Consider the following 263-nt stretch of genomic DNA (forward strand, 5'->3'; position numbering starts at 1 on the left):
GTTGGTGTCGGCCAGGGTCAGGTTGGACGAACCGGTCTGCAGCACGTTGATCAGGCTCTTGTTGAAGTCCTGACGAACCTGCACCACCGAGAGGTTCGAACCGAGGCTCGAGGCCTCCGAGCGCAGCGTGCTCGACGCGGCGTTCAGGTTCGACAGCACCTTGTTGGTCGCGGAGTTGTCGATGAAGTCGACACCGCTGGTCAGCGAGGCGAGGCCGAGACCCTTGGAGTTGTAGGTCACGCCGGTGATGCTGAGGTTCGACT

1 pseudogene is annotated in these 263 nt (G+C 62.0%); it reads right to left on the minus strand.

Annotation, left to right across the window (positions count from 1 at the left end):
* A pseudogene (locus OC450_RS34300) lies at nucleotides 1-263 on the minus strand (flagellin); the annotation flags it as partial.

The sequence above is a fragment of the Bradyrhizobium sp. Bra78 genome, assembly GCF_024519855.1.
Lineage (GTDB): Bacteria > Pseudomonadota > Alphaproteobacteria > Rhizobiales > Xanthobacteraceae > Bradyrhizobium > Bradyrhizobium japonicum_G.